At 41.9% G+C, this 6220-nt stretch carries 8 protein-coding genes; 5 read left to right on the top strand and 3 right to left on the bottom strand.

Annotated elements, in window-relative coordinates; genetic code table 11:
* Positions 1-170: 170 nt before the first annotated feature.
* Complete coding sequence (locus EDD68_RS12150; protein WP_279388266.1) at positions 171-665, top strand: PCYCGC motif-containing (lipo)protein; 495 nt, start codon at positions 171-173, stop codon at positions 663-665.
* A 99-nt stretch (positions 666-764) separates the two neighbouring features.
* On the opposite strand, the gene EDD68_RS12140 is transcribed toward EDD68_RS12150, so the two are convergent.
* Positions 765-1112, bottom strand: coding sequence for a TIGR04104 family putative zinc finger protein (locus EDD68_RS12140; protein ID WP_243646859.1), 348 nt, complete (start codon positions 1110-1112; stop codon positions 765-767).
* 206 nt (positions 1113-1318) lie between these two features.
* Between EDD68_RS12140 and EDD68_RS12135 the strand changes: the two genes are divergently transcribed.
* The 3 genes from EDD68_RS12135 to copZ are packed head-to-tail and all read left to right on the top strand — an operon-like array spanning position 1319 to position 4280.
* Complete coding sequence (locus tag EDD68_RS12135) at positions 1319-1645, top strand: metal-sensing transcriptional repressor (protein WP_132372555.1); 327 nt, start codon at positions 1319-1321, stop codon at positions 1643-1645.
* A gap of 16 nt (positions 1646-1661) precedes the next feature.
* On the top strand, positions 1662-4046 hold the full coding sequence (locus EDD68_RS12130) for a heavy metal translocating P-type ATPase (protein ID WP_132372554.1): 2385 nt from the start codon (positions 1662-1664) through the stop codon (positions 4044-4046).
* 30 nt (positions 4047-4076) lie between these two features.
* A complete protein-coding gene (copZ, locus tag EDD68_RS12125) occupies positions 4077-4280 on the top strand; it encodes a copper chaperone CopZ (protein ID WP_207902587.1) in 204 nt (67 codons plus the stop codon).
* A gap of 95 nt (positions 4281-4375) precedes the next feature.
* On the opposite strand, the gene EDD68_RS12120 is transcribed toward copZ, so the two are convergent.
* Positions 4376-4699, bottom strand: a complete 324-nt coding sequence (locus EDD68_RS12120; RefSeq protein ID WP_132372552.1) for a spore coat protein — start codon at positions 4697-4699, stop codon at positions 4376-4378.
* A gap of 17 nt (positions 4700-4716) precedes the next feature.
* Entirely contained in the window at positions 4717-4974 is a 258-nt protein-coding gene (locus tag EDD68_RS12115) for a hypothetical protein (RefSeq protein WP_132372551.1), read from the bottom strand.
* A 181-nt stretch (positions 4975-5155) separates the two neighbouring features.
* Between EDD68_RS12115 and EDD68_RS12110 the strand changes: the two genes are divergently transcribed.
* Positions 5156-6073 carry a proline dehydrogenase family protein gene (locus tag EDD68_RS12110; protein ID WP_132372550.1) on the top strand — a complete coding sequence of 306 codons (918 nt, stop codon included), beginning with the start codon at positions 5156-5158 and terminating at the stop codon, positions 6071-6073.
* The last annotated feature ends 147 nt before the right edge of the window (positions 6074-6220 follow it).

Genomic DNA, 6220 nt, shown 5'->3' with positions numbered 1-6220 from the left:
GAAGATTCAAAAAAGAGCCAAATGAATATTTAAACACTATTGAAGAGAAATGGAAAAGGCACAACTAATTTATTGTGTTAGTTGTGCCGTTTAAGAAAAAAAAACTTCGAAAAACTGCCGGGGGTTATGATAAACTTTTGAATAGTCCTGGCAGTTAAAGAGGTGAAAATATGATCAAACGTTATTTTCTTTTACTGGGGACCCTGATCACTTTTCTGACAGCCTGTTCTCAGGATGATTCGGAGGGCATCACCAAGAATGGTTCCATTACAGTTGATCATTCTCTGGAAAACTTGCAATATCATAAAGGTAAAAATGCCTGGTCTCCTGATGTGGCCGAATTTTTTAGCCAGGAAGGGACAGAAGAGATCAGAGAGGCCTACGAAAATGCTATTCATCATCCAGAAGTGTTAAGCTATATGCCCTGCTACTGTGGATGTTATGAACAGGGGCATGAAAGCAACCGGGACTGTTTTGTCGATCAGGATCAAAACGGAACCGTTGTCCTTGATAACATGGGTTTTGGCTGAGGAATCTGTGTCAGTATAGCCCGTGAGGCTGTGACCATGTATGAAGAAGGGGAAGATCTGCAAACGATACGGGAGCAAATTGACAATAAGTACAAAGATCTTGGTGTTGATCCGACCCCGACCCCGATGCCATAACACATGAAGACAGTCAAATAAGTTTAGCGAAGCAGCAAGCGCCAGAAAACATATTCTGGCGCTTGCTTCCTGTTAAGAATAACATGGATTTTTGTTAGACTACCAGAAAGGTTCTTCTTCATTCGACAGCTCGAGCCATAAAGGATAAAGTCCGATGTATAACAAAAAAACTACGATCAAAACGATGAACAAAACAGGTGCAGGGCCAAATATGATATTCACCAGCAACATCAGGGTAGTGATGACAAGCGTCATTACAGCATTCATTTTTCTTGTGCGGTTCGTCACATATTGCTTTTTCCCGCAATTCGGGCAAATCATGCCATGATCTAGTGTGAGGGATAATTTCCACGTTTTTGTCCAGCTCCATTTATGGCCGCAGTTCTGACAAATGGGCATTTCTTTATTTTCCTCCATTCCTATTCTCTGCCGAAATGATACCTTCACTAAATTGATAATATTCTCACAAACATTTTCCCTTTCTTATTATACTACATGATAAATATGATGGGAGATGGAAGGGTAGAGGGATTTGCCAGAATATACAGGAGTAAAAAGCTCCGGGCAAGACAAAATTAACTGTGAAACACATTTTATTTGACACAATATACATAACCGGGGTATAGTATATTTGAGAAAAGGAAGTGATAACCATGGATCACCTTGAGATAAACTTGCCTGAAAACAGCGGGAAATCACCGACCAAACCCCGCACAGAACATGAAAAGAAACAACTTGTAAACCGCCTGCGCCGGATTGAGGGCCAGGTTCGGGGTATTCAAAAAATGGTGGAAGAAGACCGGTACTGTGTTGATATCCTTGTTCAGATTTCTGCTATTCATGCGGCTTTAAAAAAAGTCGGGTTTTCTTTACTCGAACGCCATACCCGCCATTGCGTCAGTTCTGCAGTGAAACAGGGAAATGGCGACGAAGCAATTGATGAGCTAATAAAAGTGTTTCAGCAATTTTCAAAATCATAAAAGGGTGGTGAGGAGAATGGGTGATTCTAAACAAGTAAATCTCGGAATTAAAGGAATGACCTGTGCGGCCTGTTCCACACGCATCGAAAAGACCCTGAATAATATGGACGGGGTGGATGCCAGAGTCAATCTGGCGATGGAAAATGCGACGGTTGAGTATGATCCAGATCAGGTCAATATAGAGGAAATCACATCAAAAATAGATAAGCTGGGGTATGAAGTGGAGATAGAGAAAAAGGAACTGGACGTTTATGGGATGACCTGTGCAGCCTGTTCTTCGCGAATTGAAAAAGTATTGAACAAAATGCCGGGCGTATCATCGGCAAGTGTAAACCTGGCCAGTGAAACAGCTACGGTTGAATATACCCCCGGGACGGTAGATCTTGACAGCATCATAGAAAAAATTAGGAAAATCGGCTATGATGCAAAAGTGCGTCAGGAAGATGAACATAAGAAGGCAAAGAAAGAAGAAGAACTGAAGAAAAAACGGCTCAAGTTGTATATATCTGCCATTCTTTCTTTTCCGTTGCTTTTGACCATGGCGGATCATTTATTCAATTTGTATGTTCCGGGGGTATTGATGAATCCCTGGCTGCAAATGGCACTGGCCACACCGATTCAATTTATGATCGGCTGGCAGTTTTATGTGGGAGCTTATAAAAACTTGCGGAATAAAAGTGCCAATATGGATGTTTTAGTTGCTCTAGGTACCAGTGCAGCCTACTTTTACAGTGTCAGTGAAGCGATCCGAACGATATTTACCCCGGAGGTAAAACCTCATCTATATTTTGAAACAAGCGCCATTTTAATTACATTAATATTATTGGGAAAATATTTTGAAGCAGTAGCCAAAGGAAGAACGACTCAGGCGATTTCAAAACTGCTCGATCTTCAAGCGAAAGAAGCAACCGTCATAAAAGACGGAAAAGAAGTTAAGGTTCCCATCGAACATGTACAGGTTGGGGATGTGATTCTTGTCCGTCCCGGTGAAAAAATACCTGTTGATGGGGAAGTGATCCAGGGACAATCATCAGTGGATGAATCGGTGATCACCGGTGAATCCATTCCGGTCGAAAAATCAGCAGGAGACCCGGTTATTGGGTCAACGATCAACCGTAATGGCACGTTACAAATGAGAGCGACAAAAGTAGGAAAAGATACGGCACTGGCAGGCATTATTAAAGTGGTTGAAGAGGCTCAGGGTTCCAAAGCACCTATACAGCGCATGGCTGACGTTATTTCAGGATATTTTGTCCCTATTGTCGTAGCTATTGCCGCGTTAACCTTTATGGTCTGGATTACGCTGATTACACCAGGGGAACTTCCCCCGGCATTAACGGCGGCCATTGCTGTGTTAGTCATCGCCTGTCCTTGTGCTCTAGGCCTGGCCACACCGACATCCATTATGGTTGGTACGGGAAAAGGCGCAGAAAACGGAATTTTATATAAAGGCGGGGAACATTTAGAAGCGACACATAAAATCAATACGATCGTATTCGATAAGACAGGAACGATTACAAAAGGAGAACCGGAAGTGACAGACTTTACAGGAGATGAAGATTTACTTGGACTTGTTGCCAGTGCAGAAAATGCTTCCGAACACCCCCTGGCACAGGCGATTGTCAACTATGCTCGGAAAAAAGGAGCTGTCATCAACGAACCGGAAACGTTTGAAGCGGTACCGGGACACGGTATTCAGGCAACTGTTAAAGGACAATCTGTTCTTGCCGGATCACGTAAATTGATGAACCAGGAGCAGATCGATTTACATGAATATGAGGAGATTGTGGGCAAATGGGAAGAACAGGGAAAAACTGCCATGCTGATTGCAGTGAATGGAGAATTAAAAGGGGGAATGGCAGTAGCTGATACCATAAAAGAGACATCAAAACAGGCTATTCAGGAATTGAAAGATCTCGGGATCGAAATCGTGATGTTAACAGGTGATAATAAGCGGACTGCAGAATCCATTGCTGAACAGGTAGGAATCCAAAAAGTGATTGCCGAAGTTGTTCCAGAAGAGAAAGCAAAGGTTGTAAAGGAACTGCAAAAGGAAGGAAAAAGAGTAGCCATGGTGGGTGATGGTATTAACGATGCTCCTGCCCTGGCCACCGCGGACATCGGGATCGCTATTGGGACAGGAACGGATGTAGCAATCGAATCAGCTGATGTTACGATTTTAGGCGGCGAACTTTTGTTGATTCCAAAAGCTATCCGCTTAAGCCATAAAACGATGAAAAATATTCGCCAGAATCTGTTCTGGGCCCTTGCTTATAATTCGGCGGGTATTCCAGTTGCCGCTGCAGGGTTATTGGCACCATGGATTGCTGGAGCAGCTATGGCCTTCAGTTCAGTAAGTGTGGTAACAAACTCGCTTCGATTAAAGCGGGTAAAACTATAAAATATATATGAAAAATGGAGGAGGATTATGATGGAGATTACATTAAATGTACAGGGCATGTCATGCGGACATTGTGAAAAAGCTGTTAGAGGAGCATTAACTGCACTGGATGGAGTAGAATCTGTTACTGTCCATCTGGATTCAGGAAAAGTGGATGTGACCTATGACGAATCGAAAGTAACAAAAGAGAAGATGGCAGAAGCCATTGAAGAGCAGGGTTATGATGTCGTTTAATGTTTTTAAAAAAAGGGTGTCTTGCCGATGGCGCAATAGACACCCTCTTTTTATATCCTTTCAATGGCACACGTTCCATCATAACCATTAAATAATCAGTTTACATATGGAAACTGATTGGTGTAGCCGGAGTATTTTTGATAGCTTTGCTGCATCGTCTGCTGATCTGCCACTTCAAGAGAGTACCAGCCGTGCTGAAACATGACGTTATACAGGTTTCTCTGGACATCCTGAGTTTCCTTGAAAATAGTAGATAATTCTTGATACATGTTCTGATTGCTTACTTCATTCATGGCGATGTTATAAGAGCCCGTTAAATATTTTTCCGTGTTTAGCATATCATTTAAAAAATCCCTGTCATTCATCTGTGATGTGTCCGGTACAACGGTTTCCGGATTATTCACTTTCTGGCTAGGCATAAAAGTCCCTCCTTTATTTAAGATGGTTGTGCCGGATTCGGGTTCCGATTTAAATACTGCAGAATTTTTTCATAGTGTCTCTGGTGCATACGCCCTGCATCTTCCAGGGCCGTTTTCACATCCTGATTCTGGCATTGTCTGGCAAAAAAATGAGCTTTTTTCGAAGCGGTTAAATTCCAGGTAAGCATATCTGTCAAATACATCTGGTCTTTTGAACTGACCATTGTCGGTGGCATCTGCATATTTTGGTTCTGGGTAGTCTGTTGTTGCTGCATATGATTATCCTCCTTTACAGCTAGTTTCATGCATAGGTTTCCGCCTCTGCTTGAAAAATATGCTTTTATTTTTTTCGACAAAATCATACATCGAGATGTTTTGCGGCAAAAAAAGTGATAAAATAGTAATGATTTTTTATCCAATTATAAAGTTATCTCGCATAAAAGGAGGACTTAAAAGATGGAACAGCTCATGAGGAATTTTTTCTTGTTTTTATCTGAAAATAAATTTTTTACAAAGCTTGCTAAAAAATATGGTTTGCGGTTTGGAGCTTCCCGTTTTGTTGCGGGTGAAACAATAGAAGATGCAAAAAATGTCATCCAATCATTAAATGATCGCGGGCTTGTGGTGACCCTTGATCATTTAGGGGAATTTGTAGATAACGAACAGGAAGCTAAAGATCGTGCAAACGAATGTATCAAAGCGATTGAAACGATAGCGGAACATAACCTGGACTCCCAGCTTTCCCTAAAAATGACGTCGATGGGACTTGATATTTCGGACGAGCTAGTCATGGAAAACATGAGGAAAATTTTGGAGGCAGGAAAAAAGCATCAAGTATTCGTTACCATCGACATGGAAGACTATGAACGATGCCAGAAAACGCTGGATATATTTAAAGAATTGAAAAAAGAATACGATGGACTTGGAACGGTTCTACAAGCCTATTTATATCGCACGGTTAATGACATTGAGGATTTAAATCCGTACAGCCCGAACCTGCGCCTCGTCAAAGGAGCATATAAAGAATCCCCCGAGGTAGCCTTTCCTGAGAAAAAAGATGTAGATGAAAACTTTAAAAAGATTATTAAAATGCACCTGTTAAATGGAAATTATACCGCAGTTGCCACCCATGATGATGCCATTATTGAATACACGAAAAAACTGGTCGATGAGCATCGTATCCCGAGGGATCAGTTTGAGTTCCAGATGCTTTATGGTATCCGTCCGGAACGCCAGGAACAGCTAGCCAGAGAAGGGTATAAAATGAGAGTTTATGTTCCTTATGGAAATGACTGGTACGGATACTTTATGCGTCGTCTCGCAGAACGTCCCGCCAATGTGGCCTTTGTTTTGAAAGGCATGTTTAAAAAATAAAAAAATTTTTTCATCATCTAACCCGGGATGAACAAGGAAACCAAATTTATTATTTTTACCTCCGGCGTCCAGGCCCCTTGATCCACTTCTGTCCCTCCTGTTTTCAGATCCATTAGTGGAGGGACACCAGTGGCCCTGTGGGTAAAT

It is taken from the genome of Melghiribacillus thermohalophilus, from assembly GCF_004342905.1.
In the GTDB taxonomy this organism is placed as follows: Bacteria; Bacillota; Bacilli; order Bacillales; family Alkalibacillaceae; genus Melghiribacillus; species Melghiribacillus thermohalophilus.
This window is presented reverse-complemented; position numbering and strand designations above follow the sequence as displayed.